21 protein-coding genes and 1 pseudogene are annotated in these 22,069 nt (G+C 49.0%); 6 read left to right on the forward strand and 16 right to left on the reverse strand.

Annotated features, from left to right (window positions below; translation table 11 throughout):
- The first annotated feature begins 22 nt into the window (after positions 1 to 22).
- Positions 23 to 280, forward strand: a complete 258-nt coding sequence (locus E2B99_RS03830; RefSeq protein ID WP_134243655.1) for a hypothetical protein — start codon at positions 23 to 25, stop codon at positions 278 to 280.
- A gap of 104 nt (positions 281 to 384) precedes the next feature.
- Here the strand turns inward: E2B99_RS03830 and E2B99_RS03835 are convergent, their stop codons facing one another.
- Entirely contained in the window at positions 385 to 2,901 is a 2,517-nt protein-coding gene (locus E2B99_RS03835; RefSeq protein WP_134243656.1) for a heavy metal translocating P-type ATPase, read from the reverse strand.
- Positions 2,902 to 3,047: 146 nt separating this feature from the next.
- Between E2B99_RS03835 and E2B99_RS03840 the strand changes: the two genes are divergently transcribed.
- The 5 genes from E2B99_RS03840 (at position 3,048) to secF (ending at position 7,665) form a co-directional block, all read left to right on the forward strand.
- On the forward strand, positions 3,048 to 3,458 hold the full coding sequence (locus tag E2B99_RS03840) for a heavy metal-responsive transcriptional regulator (RefSeq protein WP_134243657.1): 411 nt from the start codon (positions 3,048 to 3,050) through the stop codon (positions 3,456 to 3,458).
- 149 nt (positions 3,459 to 3,607) lie between these two features.
- Complete coding sequence (locus tag E2B99_RS03845) at positions 3,608 to 4,201, forward strand: 5-formyltetrahydrofolate cyclo-ligase (protein ID WP_134243658.1); 594 nt, start codon at positions 3,608 to 3,610, stop codon at positions 4,199 to 4,201.
- A 217-nt stretch (positions 4,202 to 4,418) separates the two neighbouring features.
- The gene (gene yajC, locus E2B99_RS03850; protein ID WP_026469851.1) at positions 4,419 to 4,748 is read left to right on the forward strand and encodes a preprotein translocase subunit YajC; all 330 of its coding nucleotides are present in this window, start codon (positions 4,419 to 4,421) and stop codon (positions 4,746 to 4,748) included.
- Positions 4,749 to 4,798: 50 nt separating this feature from the next.
- Positions 4,799 to 6,667, forward strand: a complete 1,869-nt coding sequence (gene secD / locus E2B99_RS03855; RefSeq protein WP_134243659.1) for a protein translocase subunit SecD — start codon at positions 4,799 to 4,801, stop codon at positions 6,665 to 6,667.
- An 11-nt stretch (positions 6,668 to 6,678) separates the two neighbouring features.
- On the forward strand, positions 6,679 to 7,665 hold the full coding sequence (secF, locus tag E2B99_RS03860) for a protein translocase subunit SecF (protein ID WP_134243660.1): 987 nt from the start codon (positions 6,679 to 6,681) through the stop codon (positions 7,663 to 7,665).
- A 125-nt stretch (positions 7,666 to 7,790) separates the two neighbouring features.
- Here secF and E2B99_RS03865 read toward each other — a convergent pair whose 3' ends face one another.
- The 15 genes and pseudogenes from E2B99_RS03865 to E2B99_RS03935 all read right to left on the reverse strand — a co-directional run bounded on the left by E2B99_RS03865 (position 7,791) and on the right by E2B99_RS03935 (position 21,931).
- Positions 7,791 to 8,462: a 4'-phosphopantetheinyl transferase family protein gene (locus E2B99_RS03865; RefSeq protein WP_134243661.1), complete on the reverse strand. Its 672-nt coding sequence runs from the start codon at positions 8,460 to 8,462 to the stop codon at positions 7,791 to 7,793.
- A gap of 42 nt (positions 8,463 to 8,504) precedes the next feature.
- Positions 8,505 to 9,416 (reverse strand): DUF6929 family protein, encoded by a 912-nt coding sequence (locus E2B99_RS03870; protein ID WP_134243662.1) that lies wholly within the window; start codon positions 9,414 to 9,416, stop codon positions 8,505 to 8,507.
- Between the two features lie 56 nt (positions 9,417 to 9,472).
- Positions 9,473 to 10,879, reverse strand: a complete 1,407-nt coding sequence (der, locus tag E2B99_RS03875; RefSeq protein WP_134243663.1) for a ribosome biogenesis GTPase Der — start codon at positions 10,877 to 10,879, stop codon at positions 9,473 to 9,475.
- Positions 10,880 to 10,882: 3 nt separating this feature from the next.
- Positions 10,883 to 12,046, reverse strand: a complete 1,164-nt coding sequence (gene bamB, locus E2B99_RS03880) for an outer membrane protein assembly factor BamB (protein WP_134243682.1) — start codon at positions 12,044 to 12,046, stop codon at positions 10,883 to 10,885.
- A 16-nt stretch (positions 12,047 to 12,062) separates the two neighbouring features.
- Positions 12,063 to 12,827, reverse strand: coding sequence for a YfgM family protein (locus E2B99_RS03885; protein ID WP_134243664.1), 765 nt, complete (start codon positions 12,825 to 12,827; stop codon positions 12,063 to 12,065).
- An 89-nt stretch (positions 12,828 to 12,916) separates the two neighbouring features.
- Positions 12,917 to 14,197, reverse strand: a pseudogene (gene hisS / locus E2B99_RS03890) (histidine--tRNA ligase); the annotation flags it as partial.
- A gap of 21 nt (positions 14,198 to 14,218) precedes the next feature.
- On the reverse strand, positions 14,219 to 15,331 hold the full coding sequence (gene ispG / locus E2B99_RS03895) for a flavodoxin-dependent (E)-4-hydroxy-3-methylbut-2-enyl-diphosphate synthase (RefSeq protein ID WP_134243666.1): 1,113 nt from the start codon (positions 15,329 to 15,331) through the stop codon (positions 14,219 to 14,221).
- Positions 15,332 to 15,403: 72 nt separating this feature from the next.
- Positions 15,404 to 16,219 (reverse strand): helix-turn-helix domain-containing protein, encoded by an 816-nt coding sequence (locus E2B99_RS03900; RefSeq protein ID WP_134243667.1) that lies wholly within the window; start codon positions 16,217 to 16,219, stop codon positions 15,404 to 15,406.
- Positions 16,210 to 17,028 (reverse strand): type IV pilus biogenesis/stability protein PilW, encoded by an 819-nt coding sequence (gene pilW / locus E2B99_RS03905; protein WP_134243683.1) that lies wholly within the window; start codon positions 17,026 to 17,028, stop codon positions 16,210 to 16,212. Before pilW ends, E2B99_RS03900 begins: the two co-directional genes overlap by 10 nt.
- A gap of 31 nt (positions 17,029 to 17,059) precedes the next feature.
- The gene (rlmN, locus tag E2B99_RS03910; RefSeq protein WP_134243668.1) at positions 17,060 to 18,361 is read right to left on the reverse strand and encodes a 23S rRNA (adenine(2503)-C(2))-methyltransferase RlmN; all 1,302 of its coding nucleotides are present in this window, start codon (positions 18,359 to 18,361) and stop codon (positions 17,060 to 17,062) included.
- 150 nt (positions 18,362 to 18,511) lie between these two features.
- Positions 18,512 to 18,943, reverse strand: coding sequence for a nucleoside-diphosphate kinase (gene ndk / locus E2B99_RS03915; RefSeq protein WP_134243669.1), 432 nt, complete (start codon positions 18,941 to 18,943; stop codon positions 18,512 to 18,514).
- A 156-nt stretch (positions 18,944 to 19,099) separates the two neighbouring features.
- Positions 19,100 to 19,300 (reverse strand): Fe-S cluster assembly protein IscX, encoded by a 201-nt coding sequence (iscX, locus tag E2B99_RS03920; RefSeq protein ID WP_134243670.1) that lies wholly within the window; start codon positions 19,298 to 19,300, stop codon positions 19,100 to 19,102.
- Between the two features lie 131 nt (positions 19,301 to 19,431).
- On the reverse strand, positions 19,432 to 19,899 hold the full coding sequence (locus E2B99_RS03925) for a hypothetical protein (RefSeq protein WP_134243671.1): 468 nt from the start codon (positions 19,897 to 19,899) through the stop codon (positions 19,432 to 19,434).
- A 177-nt stretch (positions 19,900 to 20,076) separates the two neighbouring features.
- Entirely contained in the window at positions 20,077 to 20,646 is a 570-nt protein-coding gene (locus E2B99_RS03930) for a phosphatase PAP2 family protein (RefSeq protein ID WP_240687720.1), read from the reverse strand.
- A 34-nt stretch (positions 20,647 to 20,680) separates the two neighbouring features.
- Entirely contained in the window at positions 20,681 to 21,931 is a 1,251-nt protein-coding gene (locus E2B99_RS03935) for a glycosyltransferase family 4 protein (protein ID WP_134243672.1), read from the reverse strand.
- Positions 21,932 to 22,069: the final 138 nt, after the last annotated feature.

A 22,069-nucleotide genomic window follows, 5' to 3' on the forward strand; every position in this document is an offset into this window, starting at 1 on the left:
GAGTTTGGTCAATGGCTGCTTGGTGATTACTGCTAAGGATTTTGGCTGGGTCATTATGCTTGCCCGTCAACCAGCCATGTTGTGGCTAGGTTGCGGGAATATTGAAGGCTCTACCACGGAATGGACGATCTTTTTGGTGGCTGAAAAGACATTGCTGCAGCGTTTTCAGCAACTTTTTAAAAAACAATCCACTACACTAAACTCTCAACAGGTCTGGCAGCAGGTGCAGGAAATTGTAGAGACCATTCCTGCTGTCCAACATATTGAGTGGATAAAATGAGCCTAATTTTGCTTTTAAGAAAACAGGCATATATGTAGCAATAGCAATTTTATTGTTTACGACTACATACCAATTAGTAAGGTAGGTAATGGCCTTGCTAATCATTAATCCACGTTGAACTTGCTCAGCCGCAAGGCATTCATTACCACCGATACCGAGCTGAGCGACATGGCCAGTGCGGCCATCATGGGCGTGAGCAAAATGCCAAATAGTGGATAAAGCACCCCGGCAGCCACCGGTACGCCAATCGCATTATACAGCAGGGAAAAGGCAAGGTTTTGCTTCATGTTTTTCACCGTGGCCTGTGACAAACGATAAGCCCGCGCAATGCCATACAAGTCACCTTTGACCAGTGTCACACTGGCACTTTGCATGGCAATGTCAGTGCCGGTACCCATGGCAATTCCCACTGTTGCGGCTGCCAGTGCAGGCGCGTCATTAATACCATCACCGGCCATCGCCACCACCTTGCCTTGCTGTTGCAATGTCTTGATCAGCTCAGCCTTATTTTGCGGGGTCATGTCGCCATAGGCTTTGCTAATTTGCAACGTATTGGCCACGACATTGGCACTGGCCTGACTATCGCCCGTGGCCATAATCACCTCAAGGTTTTGTGCTTTTAAGAATGCTAAAGCCTGTGCGGTGGTGGCCTTGATGGGATCATTGACACTGACCAAAGCAGCCAGTTGTCCATCAATGGCAAAGTACAAAATAATTTCACCCTGATGACGCAATTGTTCAGCCTGGCGTTGGGTGGCACTGTCAAGCATAATACCAGCCTGCTTTAGCCAGCTTTCACTGCCGGCCAATAGCTGGTGATCATTAAGCGTAGCTTGTACACCAATCCCGGAGGAGGAATCAAAATCCTGTACCGCTTGCAGGCTGATATTTTCATGCTGCGCAGCTTGCAAAATGGCACGCGCCAGCGGGTGTTCACTGCCCTGCTCCAGTGACACCAGCATGCCCAGCAATTCGTCATGAGCAAACTGTTCAGTCTTGGCAATCAGGCGATTCAATACTGGCCGTCCTTCGGTTAAGGTGCCGGTTTTATCAATCACTACCGTGGTCACTTGCCGTAGCTGCTCAATGGCCTCGGCATTACTAAACAGCACCCCGCTGGTTGCTGCCCGCCCAGTTGCAGCCATAACCGACATGGGTGTTGCCAAGCCCAATGCGCAAGGGCAGGCAATAATCAGCACCGCCACACTATTGAGCAAGGCATAGCTTAATTGCGGCGCCGGGCCAAGCAACGCCCAGACTGCAAACGTCAGCACTGCAATGGCCAGCACTACCAGCACAAAACCACCGGCTACCTTGTCGGCAATCCGCTGCATGGGCGCACGCGAGCGCTGGGCATCGGCCACCAGCCGTACAATTTGCGCCAGCATGCTGTCCTGCCCAATATGCTGTGCTGCCATCAGGATGCTGCCACTACCATTGATAGTGGCACCAATCACCCGGTCACCCGTCTGTTTTTTAACGGGCATGGGCTCACCGGTCAGCATGGATTCATCAATCGTGGTGGAACCTTCCAGCACCATGCCATCTACCGGAATTTTATCACCGGGCCGGATACGCAACTGGTCACCCACCTGTACCTGTTCCAGCGGGATTTCCTGTGTCTGCCCATCCTGCACCCGCCATGCCGTACTGGCCTGTAAACCCAGCAGGCTTTTTAATGCGCTGGACGTTTTGGAGCGGGCTTTAAGCTCCAGAATCTGTCCAAATAAGGTGAGTGATACAATCATGCAGGCCGCTTCAAAATACACCCCTACCCGGCCATGCATATAAAATGATTGCGGAAAGATTTGCGGGGCAAGCGTGGCCACCACGCTGTATACAAATGAAGCGCTCACACCAATGCCAATCAGCGTCCACATATTTAAATGGCGGGTTTTTAAGGAAGCAAAACAGCGCTGCAAAATTGGCCAGCCTGCCCATAGGATCACTGGCAGGCTGAGCAGTAATTCCAGTCCACTGCGTACCGTTGCAGATAGCCCTGCAATCTGGTGCCCCAGCATGGCCAGTGCCATCACCACGATAGATAGTGGCAAGGTCCAGTAAAAACGACGGCTAAAATCCACCAGTTCCGGCGATACCTCATCGCTTAAACTGGGCTGCATGGGTTCCAGCGCCATGCCACAAATGGGACAGGTGCCCGGCCCTTTTTGCACAATTTCCGGGTCCATGGGACAGGTGTACAACATGTCTGCTGCACCAGTTGGTAATGGTTCTTCGGCTTTTGGCTGTAAATACTGTTGCGGGTTGGCCTGAAATTTGGTTAAACAGTCTTCCCGGCAAAAATAATAAGGCTGATGCTGATAATCCGTGTGCCATTGGCTGGTCGTGCTGACTGTCATGCCGCACACCGGATCAATGGCGGATCTCTCTTTTTCTGAACCCGTGTGGTTTTCTGTAGTTGCTTTAGAGTGTCCACCACAGCAACTGTGTTTGTTGGGTTGCACGCCATGATGATGATCTTGACGGCTAAGCAGCTGTGCAGCCTGATGATCAGGCTGCTGTATGGGAGACTGTGCTGCCTGTACAGATTTTTTTTGCTTTGTACCACAGCAAGAATGCTCAGTATTGTGGTCTGAATGGTCTGGTTCAGTATGATTCATGATAAATAACCTGATTTGACATTTCTTGCCAAACACGATAAACCCTGTACTCAGGTACAGAGTCAAGTCTGCTTTGTAAGCATATTTTGACAGCAGCAATTTTTGTTAATAAGTCATTTTTACTCAATCATGAAGGAGCAATTTCCATGCTCACCATTGGCAAACTGGCCAAACAAGCCGGGGTTTCCAATGAAACCATCCGTTATTACCAGCGCATTGGCCTACTGCGAATTCCTGAAAGTACCCAGGCTTATCGCTACTATCAGGAAAATGATCTTGAGCGCCTGTTATTTATTAAACGGGCCAAACAGGCTGGCTTGCAACTTAATGAAATTGCAGAGTTGCTGGCACTGGATGGCATGCAGGACAAGCAGCGCGTGCGTGAAGTCATTAAAAATCGCCTGCATGAAATCCAGCACCGTATTGATGAGCTGCAACATTTGCAACATCGCCTCAGCACCTGGATTGATGAGTGTGAACATTCTACAAATGCCGATTGTCCCATTTTGCAGGCTTTAAATGACGCTATTCCTGAACCCAAGCAGGACTCAATATAATCAGTATGCAAGATAGTCAGAATCCAATAGATCTCTTGCATAAGTCTGGTTTCGACAAGCTCAACCAACGCTGCCTGAGCCTGTCGAAGGCGAGTTGGTACAACTTATGAAAGAAGTCTAATATAGTCAAAACCCAAGACAATCAACACATGACCCCAGAACAGCTTAAGCTTTTACGCCAGCAATTACGCAAGCAGCGCCGTGCTTTACCCCAGCGCATCCGGCAGCAGGCAGGCCGCAAGGTGGCTCAGCGTCTGCACAGGCAGGCAGTATTCCGGCAAGCGCGCCATATTGGTATTTACCTGAGCGCCTTTGGTGAAGTCCCCACTCAAGCCATTATTAAACTGGGCTTAAAGCAACAGAAAAACATTTACCTGCCGCAAATCCGTAATGTTGACCAGAAACTGCAATGGGTGTGCATCAATCGCCAGCAGTGGCAAAACCGGCGTTTTTCCATTCATCGACTAGGCATGCATGAACCCCGGCAACGCGGTATTAGCGTTAACCGCTTGAATTTGCTGATTATGCCGCTACTGGCTTTTGACCAGCATGGCTCGCGAGTCGGAATGGGCGGCGGCTACTATGACCGCACCTTATGGAAGAAGCACAAGGCGTACCGGTTAGGGCTGGCCTATGACTTCCAGCAAGTTGAGTATCTTAAGCGGCAGCCGTGGGATCAACCGCTGGATGCCATACTGACTCCTTCGGGATTTTCCTCATTTCGTAGCGCGAAAAATCTTTGACAACAACAGCTTGATATAAGCCTTTTGCTAACGCTATGGTTCTTTTTAAGCATCGCGAGCCGAGATGAGAATCAGTCCACTTTTTTGTGAATAAATGATGCCTTAGGTCTGAACCATTTGCGTCAAAAGTCCAGACAAGGTAAATTGCAGCACCAGTATTCGTTGTATTTTTATTCGTGGCAGAAGTTAACTTTGTCACTGCTTGAAGGGTTCGTTAATGAGTTTATTTATTTCCACAGCCTACGCGGCTGCCCCTGCGGCTGGCCAGCAAAGTCCGCTGCCATCCATCCTGATGATGGTTGGTTTTATCCTGATTTTCTATTTCCTGATCTGGCGTCCACAAGCCAAGCGCACCAAGGAACACCGCGCCATGGTTGACAGTGTCAGCGTAGGCAGTGAAGTGGTATTTGCCGGTGGATTAATGGGCCGCATTACCAAGGTAGAAGGGGACTATGCGGTGGTTGAACTCAACCGTGGCAATGAAGTGAAAATTCAAAAAGCTGCGGTCATTTCCGTATTGCCAGAAGGCACCCTCAACAGTCTGTAATTTTATAGGGATTGGTTTCGCAATCCCTTTTTTCATTAAGTAGAATTCAAATGCGTTATCCAGCGTGGAAATATGTACTGATCCTTTTTGTTCTGGTGATCAGTACATTATATGCCCTGCCCAGTCTCTATCCTGACGAGCCAGCGGTTCAGATTTCAGGCGCCAAGGCAGGAAGCCAGATCGACCAAACGGTATTAACCCGTGCAGAACAAATCCTAAAAAGCGCCAGTATTGCAACTCATGACGGCAGTTTTGGCCAGAATGCAGCGCTGCTTCGCGTGCGTACCAGTGAAGACCAGCTTAAGGCACAGGAAGTATTGCGCCGTGAGCTGGGTGAAAACTACGTGGTGGCCTTAAACCTTGCACCGACCACACCAGCATGGCTACAGGCCATTGGCGCCAAACCCATGAAGCTGGGGCTGGACTTGCGCGGTGGGGTACATTTCCTGCTGGAAGTGGACATGAGCAAGGCGCTGGAGCAACGGCTTGAAACTGCCACCGCAGACATTCGCCGCAACCTGCGTGACAACAAGGTCAACTTTAACGGTGTGCGCCAAAACAAAGACAACATTGTGGTGAGCTTCGCCAATACCACAGACCGTGATAATGCGGTGAGTGTACTGCGCCGCCAGAGCAATGATTTTAGTATTCAGTCGCTGGCCTCCACTGATGGCCCGATCCTGCAATTAAAATACACCGAAGCACGCTTGCAGGAAATCAACCAGTACGCGGTGAACCAGAACTTAACCACCCTGCGCAACCGTATTAACGAGTTGGGCGTGGCTGAAGCCCTGGTACAAAGTCAGGGCAGCAACCGCATTGTGGTGGACTTGCCGGGGGTACAGGACACGGCTGAAGCCAAGCGCGTACTGGGCCGCACCGCCAATCTTGAGTTCCGTCTGGTATCTGAACAGGCAGACACCTATGCCGGTGGACCAGTGCCTGCTGGTACTCAGGCTTTCCCGTTTGAAAAACTGGATGGTCCCACCATTTTGCTTAAACGCCAGCGCATTGTTACCGGTGAGCGTGTGCAAAATGCCATGAGTGGCTATGATGAAAACAACCAGCCTGAAGTGAACATCACGCTAGATACCGCAGGCGGCAAGCTGATGGCCGATGCCACCCGTAATGCGGTGGGCAAGCAAATGGCCGTGCTGTTTATTGAAAACAAGCAGCGGGTAAGTTACGTCACTGATCCTGTCACAGGTAAAACGGTAGAAACCCGTACCCCGTATACCGAAAGTGTGGTGATTAACCGTGCCACCATTCAGGCAGTATTAGGGTCGCAATTCCGTATTACCGGCGTTGGCACGCCACAGGAAGCCTCTGAGCTTGCACTATTGCTGCGTGCCGGTGCACTGGCTGCGCCCATGTATTTTGTAGAAGAACGTACTGTTGGCCCAAGCCTGGGTCAGGACAATATCGACAAGGGGATTTTATCGACCCAGGTTGGTTTTGTGCTGGTTGCCCTGTTCATGATTGTGTTCTACCGCGTGTTCGGTTTAATTGCCAACTTTGCGCTGTTTATGAACCTTGCCATGATTCTCACTGTCATGTCCTGGATTGGCGCAGCGTTGTCGCTACCCGGTATTGCGGGTATTGTACTCACCATTGGGATGGCGGTAGATGCCAACGTACTGATCTGTGAGCGAATACGTGAGGAAATCCGCTGGGGTGCCTCGCCCAAGCAGGCGATTGTGGCGGGTTATGACCGGGCTTATACCACCATTTTTGACTCTAACTTAACAACCTTGCTGGTCGCCTTTATCCTGTTTGCCATTGGTAGCGGACCCATCAAAGGGTTTGCGGTTACACTGGCCATTGGTATTGTCTGCTCCATGTTCACCGCCATTACGGTCACTCGCGGTATTGTACAACTGGTCTATGGCAAACGCCGTATTGACCACTTGAGCATTTGAGGAGAACACCCATGAAAAAATCAACTGCTCAAAACAGTGCTCCTGAAACCACCAATCAGCCGCGCGAGTATGGCCGTCGTGGTAACGAACCTGTTATTCATTTTATGCGCTTTAAAACACCGGCTGCTATTTTCTCGCTGGTGTTTAGCCTGATCTGCCTTGGTTTTATTTTCACCAAGGGCCTAAACTTTGGCCTGGACTTTACCGGTGGTATCTCGGCTGAAATCAACTATAGTCAGCCGGTGGAGCAAAAGCAGGTCATTCATGCACTGGAGCAAGCAGGCTTTAAGGAACCTGTGGTGCAATTTCTCGGCACCCAGCGTGATCTGATTATCCGTATGCCTGCGCAGGAAGGTGAAGACCTTGCAGCGCGCCTAACACGTGCAGTACAGCTCCCCAATAACACCGCCTCGGTGCAAAAAGTGGATGCAGTCGGTTCACAGGTGGGCAACGAGCTGTATATCCGCTCAGTGGGTGCAGTCGCGCTAGCGCTGATCCTGATGCTGGTGTATGTAACCATCCGCTTTGAATTCAAGCTGGCGGTGGGCGCTGTCATCTGTTTATTGCACGATACCATTGTAACTGTAGGTATTTTTGCCATTTTTGGCTGGCCATTTGATCTGACTGTACTGGCAGCCGTACTGGCCCTGATTGGTTATTCTCTCAACGACAGTATCGTGGTATCAGACCGGATTCGTGAAAATTTCCGTAAAATCCGTGGCGCTGACCCGATTGAAGTGGTGGATATTTCCCTCACTGAAACCCTGCGCCGTACTATCATGACCGTCACTACGGTATTACTGGTGGATCTGGCCATGCTGTTTTTAGGCGGTGATGGCCTATTCTGGTTTGCGGTGGCAATGCTGGTTGGTTTGTTTGTTGGTACCTACTCGTCCATTTATATCGGGACTTCCTATGCCCTGTGGCGTGGTCTAAACCGTCAGGATTTTATAGTTCAAGTAAAGCCTGAATTTGAAGAAACTGACGTTGTACCTTGATTAATGCTGTCTTAATCCTGTTTTAAGGGTTAATCGCTAAAGCCTGCTGGTTGATATAACAGCAGGCTTTTTAAATGCATACTGATTTTAGCGCCTACGAGTGTTCCCGGAAGCTAAAACTCGGCTTACTCAGGAAGCCAGTTAAAGCTCACCTGCTGCGCTGAATGATATTGCCATGCCACGGTATAATAATAATCCGCTGTTTCAAAACAATGGTATGCCCATTTACCAATAGCAGCCTGATATGCCACAGCACCATTCAGTTGAATTTCAGAGCCGCTATAGTCTGTTTCCAGCGTATTCAGATTTAAGCGAATTCCCAACCCGCTGGCCTTCACTACTGCTTCTTTAATTGTCCAGCATTTTAATAAATAGGCCTGTGGGTTTGCAGTCTGGGTAAAGACCTGCATTTCTGCTGCGGTGAGGATGCGTTTTGCCAATCCTGCCAGATTGATGCTCCGCTGTCTGGCCTCAATATCCACGCCAATAGGAATGTGCTGCTGGTTAAACACCAGTGCAAACTGCTGCATACAATGCGACTGACTAAATTGCAAATTTGGGGTATCAACTAAATAAGGCTTACCATAGCTATCTTTTGCAAAGTATAAATTTTCAGGGGTTTGACCAAGCTGCGTGGCTAGAATTTGCCGCCGCCAGCTCCGGCTGACAAGCTGCTCTACCCTGCGCTGCGGATGGGTGGCTAAATTATTGTGATCTGCTGCATTAACCTGCAACTGGTCCAGAGTTTCAGGCTGGATATGACGCAAGGCAAGATGAATTAACAGGCTATTTGGCATCGTAGCTCTGTAATTTTATATCAGAAAAAAACAGGCCAGCCATTAATCCTGCGCCAAAGTTAATTTGTAAATGGTGGTGCTTAACTGTTCTGTGTCGTTGTCTTCACACAATAAAAATTCCAGCTTATGGGGCGTTTGCTGATACAGGGTCAGGCCTTCAAATTTGTGACAAGTACTGATTAATTGCATGTCCTGAATGGTTTTTGTATTTAAATCCATGCAGCCGATATAACTGCCCAGTACCTCTCCATCCTGATAGGTTGAACTGCTGTTTTCTGCGGACGCCAGAAAATAAATGGTTTCCCCTACCAAAATCGCATCGGTAAATCCGCTGGGCACGTGATTCACAACGGGTAATTGCAGCGGTACAAATTCTACAGCTTGAACAATGTTATTGGACTGAATAGTGTCATCAGGCCGGACATCGTTGCCGGATAAACTTAAATCCGAAACAAGATTGCCCTGCACGATAAAAATGCCATTTTGGGCTTGTGCGCCATTACCGCGCTGGAACAACAGCCACTGGGACTGATGGTATATTGCCCCTTCAATATTAAGCTCATCATCGTTTAGCTGGGCAGTTTGCCTGAGTTTTTCATACAGCGCAGACAGGTCATACTGCCGGGTTGCTACAGTGCTGCCTTGATCTGCCTGGGAATCTGATAAATCATGGCGTACCAGCGAATTACGGCGCGGGGTAGAACCTGAGCCTAACAATAACAAGGCATTGCCATATTCAACAATAGCCTCAAAATCAAATTTTTCAGGCTTGGGAATAAATTCACGGCTATCGGCAAACAGTGCAATTTTATTTAACTGACCCTGTTCTAGCTCATAGCAATACAAATAGCTGCTGTAATCTGAAATCAGGTAAAGGCGGGGCTGCTGATAAACCAGTCCGGAAGCAGCACCTAGCCCCTCAATTTCCTGAAAGGCTTTTAATATAAATTGCATGAGGCTGCCTGCTTGCTAGGGAATAGCTTATGATCATACAAAGAAAAAACGCCGCATTAGCGACGTTTCTTTTCCATTTTTTTGAATTTTTGTACATAACGCCGCTTGCGGTCGGCAACACGGGCATCCACCTGATTTTTGCGCCCTTCAAACGGGTTAATACCTGCCTTGAATTCAATTTGAATGGGAGTACCTTCCAGCTTGAAAACCTTGCGAAATACGTTTTCCAGATAGCGACGATAGTCAGCCGGGACTTTATCAGTCTGGTTACCGTGAATCACAATCAATGGCGGATTTAAGCCGCCCATGTGGGCATAACGCAGCTTGATTCGGCGGCCACTGATCATGGGCGGCTGGTGCTGCTCAACAGCATCTTCCAGAATTTTAGTTAGTTTTGGCGTGGGAATCTTGGTCATCGCCGCGTCATAGGCCCGATGAATGGACGGATATAAATCACCGACGCCTGTGCCATGCAATGCTGAAATCAAGTGGATTTTTGCCCACGGAATAAAGTCAAAACGGCGCTCTACCGCTTCCTTGACCTGACCACGGTCATACTCAGTCATGCCATCCCACTTGTTAATGGCAATCACTACGGCACGGCCAGCTTCCAGTGCAAAGCCCAGCAGGTGTAAATCCTGCTCAACAATTCCTTCGCGCGCATCCAGCACCACCACCACCACATGCGCATCCTTGATGGCTTGCAGGGTTTTAACCACCGAGAACTTTTCAATCATCTCATTGACACGGCCACGGCGACGCACACCCGCAGTATCAATCAGGGTATATTGCCTTCCCTGCCGCTCATAAGGAATGTAAATACTGTCGCGTGTAGTGCCGGGCATGTCAAACACCACCACCCGTTCTTCACCCAGCAGGCGATTGACCAGTGTAGACTTGCCGACATTGGGACGGCCAATGACTGCCAGACGCAAGCCCTTGATATGTTCCTGCTCATCAATGGGCACATCTTCCGGCAATTCAGCCAGCACATCTTCCAGCAGTTGCTGTACGCCACGGCCATGACTGGCGGCCACATGATGCGGCTCGCCAAAGCCCAGCTTGAAGAATTCACTGACCGCTGCCTCAGCATGGACGCCATCAACCTTGTTTGCCACCAGATGCACTTTTTTACCCAGTGCACGCAGGTCACGCGCAATTTGTTCATCAGAAGCCAATAAGCCAGCACGCGCATCAACCACAAACAGGATGATGTCGGCCTCTTCAATGGCTGTGCGTGACTGCTCGGCCATATAGGCATCAATGCCCTGCTCACTTTCGCCAATACCACCGGTATCCACCACAATGAAAGACTTGTTTTCATAGGTGGCATCACCATACTGACGGTCACGCGTCAGCCCCGGAATATCCGCCACCAGCGCATTACGGCTTTTGGTAATCTGATTGAATAACGTTGATTTGCCCACATTGGGGCGGCCAATCAAGGCCAAAACAGGTTTCATGAATTAGGAGGCCTGCCACACACTTAAGTTGCCAGTACGGGTTGCCACGTACAGGCGGTTATCAATTGCACGAATGGTGGTAATTTCACCCTTGCTGCGCACACGACCCAGCACATTGCCAGTATTAGGGTCAATCAGGTGCAGGTAGCCATCAAGATCACCGACCACCACGTACTGACCAATCACAACCGGATTACTCAGCTTGCGATACGCCAGCGCATTTTGTTCCCAGGCTTTTTCGCCAGTCACCTGATTAAAGGCCTGAATATGGCCTTCACTAGTGGCGACATAAACCAAACCATTGCCTACTGCCGGACTACGCAGGCTGCTGGTGTCCTGTGCCCACATCACACGCTGGGATTGCAGGTTCACAGCAGTGAGCTGGCCCTGATAGCTGACTGTAAACATATTATTGTCAACAATCACTGGTTCACCATCAATATCAATCAGGCGCTGCACCTCAGAACGGCCTTCGCTCACGGCCACACGGCGCTGCCAGCGTGGAATGCCGCTTTGTACATCAATACCATACACATAACCACTGTTATTGGCCATGACCACAGTATTGTCATCGCTGAGTACCGGTGCTGCATTACCACGTACACTTAATGGCGCGGTTGCAGTATCAAATGTCCATACTGCTTCACCTGTGCTGGCATCAGTGCCAAATACCGTACCATCGTTGGCATAGGTAATAACACGGCCATTATGAATCAGTGATGGTGACAAGATGGAACCGGACAATTGACGCTGCCATTTTACTGCACCAGTTGCGGCATCCAGTCCATACAAATAGCCTTTACCCGAACCCACGACAACCAGCCCGTCAGCGGCGGTCACACCACTGGTCAGGTTTTTGTCTTTCTTGCGTGGGCGGGTTTCCCAGATTTTTTTACCTTTTAAATCATAGGCAACCACTTCACCCTTACGGCTTACGGCATAAATGGCCTGATTACTGGCATCCAGTTGCAGACGCAATGGATCATACTTTTCACTACCACCAACGCTTTCTTTAAATACAGGCGTTAGGGTTTGCATCTGTGCCACTTTCGGCAGTTTGCTGGGCTTGTGCTCTTCAACCTTGGGTCCCTTGCTACAGCCCGCCATGACAGCCATTGCAATACAAGTCGTTAGCAATAGGGGTTTACGCAGGTTGCTCACTGCCATTTGATTTGCCATGATCCTATGCTCCTGAACCGGATTGTGCTGTGGGTACTGCTGGCGCAGCAGGTGGAATAGAACTGGTTTCACTGGCTGGACGAATAGGACCGTCTATTTTTAGCTCAGGAACCTGAACACCCAGACTTTCCAGTTTAACCTGCAATAATTGACGTGGCTCTTCACGCTTGGCCAGTGCATCCCAGGCGGTCTGATAAGCTGCTTTGGCGCCAGCCAGATCATTTTTCTGAACCAAGATATCACCTTTGGCTTCATTGGCACTGGGCAGGAATGCAGCATCATTTACCTGCTTAAGGCTGCTCAATGCAGCATCATGCTTGCCTTGCGCCATTTGCATATAAGCCAGACGCAACCATGCCAACTGCTTTAAACCTTCATCTTTGACATTGCTCTTGGTGGCCGCCATTAACTGTTTTTCAGCAATGGCATAATCGCCTTTGGCTGCTGCAATCTTGGCACTTAAAAAATGGGTTTGCACAGCTTGCGCACTATCTGCATTGGCTTTAACCAGTGCATCAGCCTGAGAGAAATACTGAGTACGCGCAGTCTGGTTATCCGGTGCAGCTGCCAGACGCTTGCTGGAATCCACCACCTGCTGATACTGGGTCGCTAGATTAAAGCGCTCAACTGCCTGTTTCTTCTGCCAGTATTGCCAGCCAAAAAAGATAATCAGCGCCACCAGAATACCAGTGACAATGGCATTGCCATACGTTTTCAGAAAGCCTTTAAAGCGATCAATTTGTTCTTCATCACTTAAATAGGTACTCATCTAGGGCTTCCTGTCTGCGGGTTAAAAGAATCACTGCTGAAAGAATTGTTGGATAAAGAAGATTGCTCTACTGTAGCCGATTGTTGTAATTGTTCAAGTAAATAGCGGTTTAAATCCGTTAATGAAACAGTGGTTTGCTCACCTGTTGCCAGTGTTTTTGCCACAATCTGCTGACTGGCAGCTTCACGCTCGCCCAGAATCAAGGCAAGCCTGGCACCGGATTGGTCGGCTTTTTTCATCTGGCTTTTCAGGCTGCCCTGTGAACCAGTTTTTAGGCGCAGCAACACCCCTTGCTGGGCACACTGGCTGCGTAGCTGCTCGGCAAGAACCAACGCCTGCCCCTGACACACCGGATCAGCCAGCAGGAATACGTCACATTCTGTGGTGTTAACAACCCAACTGGTTTGCTCCAGCAATAACAGCAAACGTTCCATTCCCAGAGCAAAGCCAACTGCAGGCATACTTTGCTCTGGCTTGCCTTTGAGCTGTCCAACCAGACCATCATAGCGGCCACCGGCACACACTGTACCCTGCGCGCCCAAATGGGTAGTTGTCCACTCAAACACGGTTTTGTTGTAATAGTCGAGGCCACGCACCAGCTTCTGGTTAATCACAAACTCAATGCCAGCCGCAGTTAAATAGCGTTTAAGCTGTTCAAAATGTGCCAGCGTTTCTTCGCCCATAAAATCATGCAGCTTGGGCGCATTTTCCAGAATAGCCTGGGTCTGGGCATTTTTACTGTCCAGAATACGCAGCGGATTGGTATCCAGACGGCGTTGTGAATCTTCATCCAGCTGAGGTTTGTGCGCGGTTAAATAATCTACCAATGCTTGACGATACTGGGCCCGCTCATCGCTTTCGCCCAAGGTGTTGAGTTCCAGTTGTACCTTGTCGCTTACCCCCAGACGCTGCCACAACCGTGCCGTCATCATGATCAGTTCGGCATCAATGTCCGGCGTTGCAATGCCAAAGGTTTCCACACCAAACTGGTGAAACTGGCGATAGCGGCCCTTTTGCGGTTTTTCATAACGGAACATGGGGCCAATGTACCAGACCCGTGGTGCGGCACCGCGCAGCAAATTATGTTCCAGCATGGCACGCACACAGCCTGCTGTTCCTTCCGGACGCAAGGTCAGCGAATCCGGTGGATCACCCTTGTCAAAAAAGGTATACATTTCCTTTTCAACAATATCCGTAGCATCACCAATCGAACGCTTGAACAAATTGGTTTGCTCAACAATCGGCAAGCGAATTTGCTGGTAGCCATAGCTATCCATCAAACCTGTAAGCTGAACTTCCAGCGCACGCCACGCTGCCGTTTGGGCAGGGAGAATATCGTTAAAACCTTTAATTGCTACAATTGAACTCATAACCCACTCAAGGCGCTTTTATCATTTAGCGCGAATAATCTCTTTTTCTTTGGCTTTTTCAAGCGCATCCACTTTGGCACGCACCATTGCCTCAATTTCATTGACCAGCTGATTAGTGTTAATCAAATGGCTTTTTTCACCATTCATATAGACCAGTGAGCGCGGACTGGCGCCCACCACGCCGATATCCGCTTCCTTGGCTTCACCCGGCCCATTTACCTTGCAACCAATTACGGAAACATCCATCGGCGTGCGGATATCTTCAAGCCGCTCTTCCAGTGCATTCATGACCCGGATGACATCAAACTCCTGCCGCGAGCAACTCGGACAGGCAATAAAGTTAATTCCATTGGAACGAATATTTAAGGATTTTAAAATATCAAAGCCAATCTTGACTTCATCTTCCGGTTCAGCGGCCAGCGACACCCGTAGCGTATCGCCAATGCCTTCCAGCAATAACCCACCCAATGCAATGGCAGATTTTACTGTTCCTGAACGAAACACCCCCGCTTCGGTTACGCCCAGATGCAGTGGATTATCAATTTGCTTTGAGAGTAAACGGTAAGCATCCAGTGTCAAAAACACATTGGATGCCTTTACGCTCACCTTGAATTCATGGAAGTTCAGGCGATCTAGAATATCAATATGGCGCATGGCTGATTCCAGCAGGGCTTCACCGGTTGGCTCGCCATATTTAACCTGCAAATCTTTTTCCAGCGACCCGGCATTGACGCCAATGCGCATGGAAATGCCATGATGACGCGCTGCAGCCACCACTTCACGTATCTTATCTTCGTTGCCAATATTGCCGGGGTTAATACGCAGACAGTCCGCCCCATAGTCAGCCACAGCCAGTGCAATCCGGTGATCAAAATGAATGTCAGCCACCAGCGGCACATCGACCTGTTTGCGAATTTGGCCAAATGCTTCTGCAGCCTGCATGGATGGCACCGACACACGCACAATGTCTGCACCCGCATTCACACAGCGGTTAATCTGCGCAACCGTGGCAGCCACATCGCAGGTTTCGGTGTTGGTCATGGTTTGCACGGTAATCGGTGCATCACCACCCACATACACTGATCCTACGCGGATTTTACGGGTCGTTCGACGCACAATCGGAGAGTGGTGCATTCTTTATGTTTTCCGTCAAAATTCTAAAGAGAAGGCCAAACAACAATCTGGACAAACGCTAAACCAAACCTGTTAACGCGATAACCGGAACTCAGCCTTGCCATTTACGGTATAGGGCGACAGGGAAATCTGTTCCTGATTAAAGCTTAAACTTACAGCAGCTGCATCATCCAGACGAATGCTAAATGGCGATTGTCCAGTTAATGTCAATGGCTGGGTTTGACGGCCAGAAGCCAGATTCTTGCCGGTTGCATCATGAATGGACACAGTGACTGGATGGCTAAAGCTCAGGCTCAGGCGATCTTCACTGCTGGATGCCGTTGCTGGTACTGATGCCGGCACTGGCAAGACTGCAGGCGCCGTGGTTGTTGCCACGGAAACGGAGTTTACTTCTGCGGCTACTGGTTCAGCAGGCTGTGCCGACTTGTTGTTACGCCATGCCTTGATCCCTGCATAAAGCAGCCAGATGATAGCAATAATAACCAGTGCCCCCACTATCCATTTGAGCCAGCCCAGACGCTCACGACGGCCACGCTGCAGACGACCCAGCGCTTTTAAGGGAGAGTTTTCCAGTGCATGGTTGGTTGGCAGTCCGGTATCGCTGGTATAAATTTCATCAAAACGGCGAATCAGGTGGCTGGCATCGGCTCCCAGCAATTTAGCATAGGCCCGCAAATAACCCTTGATAAATGCAGGTTCCGGCAGCGACTTGTAGTCATCAGCCTCCAGCGCAATCAACTGGCGTTCCGGCATGTTTAATTCGCGGGCAACCTCACTCAGCTCACGCTTTTGTATGCTGCGCAATTGACGCAAATATTCACCAGGACGCTGCGCATTACTCAGGTTACCTGTACCTGATGATGGCTGCTGGTTGCTGTTTATTTCCATACTGCCTCAGGAGTTTGTTGCAATTGAAGATAACGTTGATACTCGGTGCTGGCTGGATAGTCCGCACCAAGTTGATTAATAAAATTTTTCATGCGTATGGTATCACGTTCTGCGCGGGCAATGCGGATTCCCAGCCATAAAGAACGTGCGCCCTGCTTTTGTGAACCAATCTGGCGCAGGTAATCATTATAAAGCGCACTGGCATCCTTTATCTGGTTGCGCTGCAGGAAGATTTCAGCCAGTTCCAGCTTGGCAATCACTGAGTCCCGGTTGGCCTGCAATGCCTGTTTAAAGGCTTTCTCCGCATTTTTGGAATCATTTACCTGTAAATAGGTACGACCCAGATTTTCCAGTGCCGCAGTACGCCCTTCATAACCCAATGCGGCACCCGCTTCACGAAACTGGGCAATGGCTTCGGGGTAGCGCTTGCGACCGCTTAGATATACGCCATAGTTGTTGCGTGCCTGTGCATATTTGGGATCAAGCGAAATGGCACGCTTAAAGTAGGCTTCTGCCTTGGCCACATTGGAAGGACTGCCTTCCTGCTGCAATAGCACCCCCATCATGTTGTTGGCTTCAACCGAGCTGGGTTCGGTTTCCAGGGCTTCATCCAGATTGCGCTTGGCAGCATCCAGATCACCACTGCGAATATATTCTGCGGCCAGTGCGGTACGGGTAGCAACAGCAGCCTTGGGATCGGCTTTTAATTTGTGGGTGGTCTGGCAGCCTGTTAATGTCAGCGCCACGCCTAAAGCCAGTGCGCAGATAGTCCCTAAATGTACTGGTTGTCCATCACGGATATGTGTCATTGTCATAACGGGTTTATGCTTAACGCTCACCTTAACCTCGTGTTCTTAGTATTTCAGTGTGATTCCCGTTCTTGGATGCACCCTGCTGCTGCAACACTTTTTTCTGCCAGCGTTCAGCACGACGGGTACGGTCTGCAACCTGCCCTACCAGTTGCCCACAAGCGGCATCAATATCATCACCGCGTGTCGTGCGTACAGTACAGACAAACCCGGCATCAGACAGCTGCTTTTGAAAAGCCATAATCCGGTTGCGGCTGGAGCGGCCATACGGTGCATGCGGAAACGGGTTAAACGGAATGAGGTTAATCTTACTGGGTAAATCGCGTAAAAGTTGTATTAATTGTTTGGCATGTTCAGGCTGGTCATTCACGCCTTCAAGCATTACATACTCAATGGTGACATGCTTGCGGGCACTATCAATCACACCATCGGTAGAAATATAACGGCGTGCTGCCGGAATCAGTTCAGCCAGTGGATATTTTTTATTAATGGGAACCAGTTCATTGCGTAGCTCATCATTGGGTGCGTGCAGTGAAATAGCCAGCGCCACATCAATTTCTTCCGCCAGTTTGTCAATCATCGGCACAATACCGGAAGTCGACAAAGTTACGCGGCGCTTGGACATACCATAGGCAAAGTCATCCAGCATCAGGCGCATGGCCGATACGACCGGTTCAAAGTTCAGTAACGGCTCACCCATGCCCATCATCACCACATTGGTGACGGTACGGGTACGCTCGCCCACTGGCACATCTTCCATATAGGACTGATTCGCCACCCAAAGCTGACCAATAATTTCCGCCGTGGTCAGGTCACGCTGAAAACCCTGCTTGCCCGTACTGCAAAAACTGCAATCCAGCGCACAGCCCACTTGCGACGAAATACACAGCGTTTTGCGCGCGCCGGTTTTGTCATCAGCAGGAATCAGTACGGTTTCAACCAGTGAACCCGCCCCGTCGCCCACGCGGAACACCCATTTGCGCGTACCATCTTTGGAAAAATTCTTGTGCACCACTTCCGGTGCCTGAATATAGGCCACGGTTTTTAGTTTTTCACGCAGCTTACCGGCCAGATTGGTCATCTGGTCAAAATCAGTTACGCCAAACTGGTGAATCCATTTGAGTACCTGCGTAGCCCGAAATTTCTTTTCACCCATTGCCTCAAAGAACTGTTCCATTTCCGGGCGCGACAGGCCCAGCAGATTGGTTTGATGTGATTTAGACTGGGCGGATAATTCACTGGCGCAAGCAGCCACAGCAGATTGTTCCTGTTCTGCCAGGGATAGAGAAATATGTTCTGCTTGCGCAAGTAAATCAGGGGATTCGATGTGCATAACCTGTCATCTTTAAGACGAAATCAATAGCCAGCCAATAATAGCTACAGATTTGACAATGGATAAAATGATACCGTGACACAAATGTCATGTTGTATAAAAAACAAACCAGACAAGCATAACACTTATCTGGCTTGCAAAAATGAACGATTAACGAGTGCGTGGGCAGATTTCGTTATCGTTAAAGAAGTAAGCAATTTCACGCTCAGCAGAAGTGGTAGAGTCTGAACCGTGAGCAGCATTTTCATCAATGCTGGTGGCGAAATCAGCACGGATGGTGCCTGGCGCTGCATCTTTAGGGTTGGTTGCACCCAGAATGTCGCGGTGAGCCAGTACAGCGTTTTCGCCTTCCAGTACAGACACAACCACTGGGCCAGAAGTCATGAAGCTAACCAGATCACCAAAAAAGCCACGCTCTTTGTGTTCAGCATAAAAGCCTTCAGCATCAGCCTGGGACAGGTGCTTCATTTTGGTTGCAATGATTTTCAGGCCAGCTTTTTCAAAACGGCTAAAAATATCGCCGATATGGTTTTTGCTAACAGCATCTGGTTTAACAATGGATAAAGTACGTTCAATAGCCATGATTTAGCTCCTTAAAAAATTAAACATCAAAAAAAGATGGCGCATTATAACGCTGTCGTCCAACAAAGATAGCGTCAGACCCAAGCAAAATGTGTTTTGTCAGACGGTTTTTCAGTGCGAAAAGCGCAATAAATCCGTTAGCCCCCGGCACTTATTTTAGCTGGCCTCATCAATCCATGCCATCTGGATACCTTCCAAAAGGCCTTCGTTGGAACGGTTGGGATCATCGGTAAAATCGGGCAATTCACACACCCAGCGATGCAAGTCAGTAAAACGTATATATTGCGGGTCAACATCCGGGTGGGCTTCATACAGCTCAATGGCAATGTCGATGGTATCAGTCCAGCGCAAGCCCATGGTATCGCTCCAAAACTCTGGTTTATTTTAGGCGCCTACTTTAGCAAAAATTAGCGTCTGTGTTGCAGTGCCTTGTCATACATTTTAGTTTGATCAATACTGCGCCAAACAAACTCTTAAAATAAACTTTCTTACATCACCTGTGGCCATAAAAACTGCCATGCACCAGCCAGTAACACCAGCGTTCCACCCAGTTCGGCAATAATGAGCGACCACATAAATAACTGAATCAGCATACTCGGCAAGCTCATTGCCCCCAGACGATGCGGACGGCGTAGCTGGTTATCGGTATCCTTTAACACGCCATGAATCACATAGGTGCCAATGGCCAGCGCAAAATACACCACATTGGCCAGCACTGCCCACCAGTTGACCCACGCTGGCCACACCGAAAAATGCGCTAGTGCGGCCAGAATTAGTGCGGCACTGGCATACAGCAACGATGCACGGTGAGCAATATCTACATAATACGGTGCGCGGGCTTTTTCACTTTGCATGATGGCAACGTACTTCCAGATTCCAGTGAGCAAGCCAATCAGCAAAAACACCCCAGATGCCAGCACGGCCAGCGCAACAGCCGGACTTATTAGATCATCCATGAAAAAATTACCAGTTTAAAAATAAGTTATGCGCTTAAAGCGCAACAGCATGCTAAATAGACTGACTGCTGATGTAAAGCAAAAGCTGAATAACTGCCAGCACCCGTCTTGATGATTGAAAGTACTGTAAGTAAATACGGGTTTAAGAGGCTATTTTCTGGCAATAAATATTATAGATTACAGCAGCACATACAGTGCCGGTGCCAGAGCAATGAGCAGTCCGGCAAGCGTTGCGCCAATGGCTGCACCAGCCAGCACATCACTGGGATAATGCAAACCCAGAATCACCCGTGATAGAGCCACCAGTAGGGTAAATGGCAATAGGATGATTAATAAGGCTGGCATCATATAACCCAGCAGGATACACAGCATTACGGCATGGAGGGTGTGACCCGATGGAAAACTGAAATGATCCAGCGGCCGCTCACCAAGCACTACGGCCTGATGGACTTGATAAGGCCGTGGCCGTAAGGTTTTTTGCTTTAATAATTTATAAATTGCCGTGGCACATAACATGCCTAAAATAACGTACAGCATTTGCCAATAATAACTTGCGCCCTGGATCAGCCATAACGCCAACAGGCTGGCATACCAGAACCAGCCATCGCCCAACCGGCTAATCACTTTAAAGAAAATTGCAATATTTTTTGTTGTGGAATAACGATTGAGTTTAATGCACCAGCTGAGATCCAGATACTGGGCGCGGCGCAAATGGGCACGCATGGTGGTTGCCTGAATTTTGTTCATAGGTTCTCCTTATGCTTATTTAAGCCATAAATGTTTAAGTGATAAATAGCGGGATCATTGCTTTGTTCCATGCAGTTGAATAAAGGGATTGATGTTTATGGGCAGTTGTTTTTAAGGCAAATTCAAACTGATCCACCGCCATAGACCAGCCAAACTGTTGTATTGTTTTTGTGGCTTGCTCGCCCATCTGCTGCAATTGCGGCAGTGCAGGCAGTTGTGCAGCCAATTGCTGAAACTGGACTGCATCACCTAACCGACATGCCCAGCCATTCATATCGTGCTTAAGTGTTAATCCTGCACAGGCATAATCATAGGCCAATACTGGCAAACCACTGGCCAGTGCTTCAAGCACCACATTGCCAAAGGTTTCCACCTCACTGGCAAACAGGAATACATCAGCGCTGGCATAGTGTTGGGCTAGCTGCTCGTCAGTTTGCATCCCGGTAAAAATGGCTTCTGGAACCAGATTTTGTAAACGCACGCGGTCTGGGCCATCACCGACAATCACCAGCTTAAAATCACGTGCTGGCTGACTGGCTTTGGCCTGCTGGTAAGCCTCTATCACCAGATCAATATTTTTTTCTGGTGACAAACGGCCCACATAAAGCATTATCGTGGTTTGCGGGGTGGCCTGCCATTGCTCACGCAACTGCTTGCAGCGCTTTTGTGGATTAAAATGCTGGCTATCCACCCCGCGCGACACCAGTGCCAACGGACAAGTAAAACCAGCGTTAATCAACGCTTGCTGGGTATCTCCACTCGGCACACAGGTCAGGTCTGTGCGGTTATGAAACCAGCGCAAGTAATGTTGTACCGGCTTGATTAAAAATTTTAAGTCAAAAAACCGGCTAAATTCATGAAATGGAGAGTGAAACCCACTAGATACCGGATAATTGCATTGTCGTGCAATATTGAGTGCAGCCAGTCCTAGCGGCCCTTCCGTTACAAGATGCACAATATCCGGTTTAAACTGATTTAGTGCCTTGGCAATTTTTCTAGATTGGGGATAACCAAAGCGCAGTTCAGGATATTTAGGAATACTGCTGGCCGCTACAAGGCATTCCGCAGTTGGTTTAAAACTGTGGCATTCGTTGGGCTGATAAGGCCGAACCAGTAAAATCCGGTGGCCCCGCTGTTGCAGGCCTTTGCACAGTTGCAATACCGACATGGCAACGCCGTTAATTTCTGGTGGCCATGTTTCAGTCACAATTGCAATATTTAAAGCGCCGCCCATAGCTTGGGAATGAGTATTGGAAAATGAATTAAAATTTTGTAGTAAGGTCATCTCTATTCTTCTTTATCTTTGAGTTCACCCCACACTAAACCGGTTAATTGACCAATAAGTGACCACTTTATGACATTTTAATGAATTATCTTTTTTGAATTTATTTTTCATAAAATTACCGCACATAAAAAAAGCATA

The organism is Alkanindiges illinoisensis, from assembly GCF_004377485.1.
Lineage (GTDB): Bacteria > Pseudomonadota > Gammaproteobacteria > Pseudomonadales > Moraxellaceae > Alkanindiges > Alkanindiges illinoisensis_A.

What these genes read in the sequence shown, in the direction of transcription:
- E2B99_RS03835 (WP_134243656.1), bottom strand. Translation starts at nt 2,901, where the DNA reads ATGAATCATACTGAACCAGACCATTCAGACCACAATACTGAGCATTCT.
- E2B99_RS03840 (WP_134243657.1), top strand. Translation starts at nt 3,048, where the DNA reads ATGCTCACCATTGGCAAACTGGCCAAACAAGCCGGGGTTTCCAATGAA.
- E2B99_RS03845 (WP_134243658.1), top strand. Translation starts at nt 3,608, where the DNA reads ATGACCCCAGAACAGCTTAAGCTTTTACGCCAGCAATTACGCAAGCAG.
- yajC (WP_026469851.1), top strand. Translation starts at nt 4,419, where the DNA reads ATGAGTTTATTTATTTCCACAGCCTACGCGGCTGCCCCTGCGGCTGGC.
- secD (WP_134243659.1), top strand. Translation starts at nt 4,799, where the DNA reads ATGCGTTATCCAGCGTGGAAATATGTACTGATCCTTTTTGTTCTGGTG.
- secF (WP_134243660.1), top strand. Translation starts at nt 6,679, where the DNA reads ATGAAAAAATCAACTGCTCAAAACAGTGCTCCTGAAACCACCAATCAG.
- E2B99_RS03865 (WP_134243661.1), bottom strand. Translation starts at nt 8,462, where the DNA reads ATGCCAAATAGCCTGTTAATTCATCTTGCCTTGCGTCATATCCAGCCT.
- E2B99_RS03870 (WP_134243662.1), bottom strand. Translation starts at nt 9,416, where the DNA reads ATGCAATTTATATTAAAAGCCTTTCAGGAAATTGAGGGGCTAGGTGCT.
- der (WP_134243663.1), bottom strand. Translation starts at nt 10,879, where the DNA reads ATGAAACCTGTTTTGGCCTTGATTGGCCGCCCCAATGTGGGCAAATCA.
- bamB (WP_134243682.1), bottom strand. Translation starts at nt 12,046, where the DNA reads ATGGCAGTGAGCAACCTGCGTAAACCCCTATTGCTAACGACTTGTATT.
- E2B99_RS03885 (WP_134243664.1), bottom strand. Translation starts at nt 12,827, where the DNA reads ATGAGTACCTATTTAAGTGATGAAGAACAAATTGATCGCTTTAAAGGC.
- ispG (WP_134243666.1), bottom strand. Translation starts at nt 15,331, where the DNA reads ATGCACCACTCTCCGATTGTGCGTCGAACGACCCGTAAAATCCGCGTA.
- E2B99_RS03900 (WP_134243667.1), bottom strand. Translation starts at nt 16,219, where the DNA reads ATGGAAATAAACAGCAACCAGCAGCCATCATCAGGTACAGGTAACCTG.
- pilW (WP_134243683.1), bottom strand. Translation starts at nt 17,028, where the DNA reads ATGACACATATCCGTGATGGACAACCAGTACATTTAGGGACTATCTGC.
- rlmN (WP_134243668.1), bottom strand. Translation starts at nt 18,361, where the DNA reads ATGCACATCGAATCCCCTGATTTACTTGCGCAAGCAGAACATATTTCT.
- ndk (WP_134243669.1), bottom strand. Translation starts at nt 18,943, where the DNA reads ATGGCTATTGAACGTACTTTATCCATTGTTAAACCAGATGCTGTTAGC.
- iscX (WP_134243670.1), bottom strand. Translation starts at nt 19,300, where the DNA reads ATGGGCTTGCGCTGGACTGATACCATCGACATTGCCATTGAGCTGTAT.
- E2B99_RS03925 (WP_134243671.1), bottom strand. Translation starts at nt 19,899, where the DNA reads ATGGATGATCTAATAAGTCCGGCTGTTGCGCTGGCCGTGCTGGCATCT.
- E2B99_RS03930 (WP_240687720.1), bottom strand. Translation starts at nt 20,646, where the DNA reads ATGAACAAAATTCAGGCAACCACCATGCGTGCCCATTTGCGCCGCGCC.
- E2B99_RS03935 (WP_134243672.1), bottom strand. Translation starts at nt 21,931, where the DNA reads ATGACCTTACTACAAAATTTTAATTCATTTTCCAATACTCATTCCCAA.